This window comes from Bacillus sp. C28GYM-DRY-1, from assembly GCF_030519405.1.
Taxonomy (GTDB): Bacteria; Bacillota; Bacilli; order Bacillales; family Bacillaceae; genus Bacillus; species Bacillus spizizenii_A.
Window position 1 is genome coordinate 1 of the sequence record NZ_JAUMKF010000093.1, and the last position, 270, is coordinate 270.

At 42.6% G+C, this 270-nt stretch carries 1 protein-coding gene; it reads left to right on the top strand.

The features are described 5' to 3' along the window. Positions 1-270 (top strand): IS3 family transposase (locus Q3W56_RS20825; protein WP_302896721.1); only part of this gene is annotated, 270 nt, incomplete at both ends.

Genomic DNA, 270 nt, shown 5'->3' on the forward strand with positions numbered 1-270 from the left:
CACCTACTATTACTGCGTAAAGCATTTTGATCGCCCTGATCGAGATGCCGACATAAAAAAGATGGTTCAACTTATTTTTAAAGAACATCAAGGCCGGTATGGATACCGCCGTATTCGTGATGAACTAAAGAATCGGGGACGAAAGGTCAATCACAAGAAGGTGCAGCGCATCATGAAAGCCCTCGGACTAAAATGTATGATTCGAAAGAAGAAATATCGTTCATATAAAGGAACAATCGGCAAAGTGGCGCCTAACATTCTAGCGCGCAA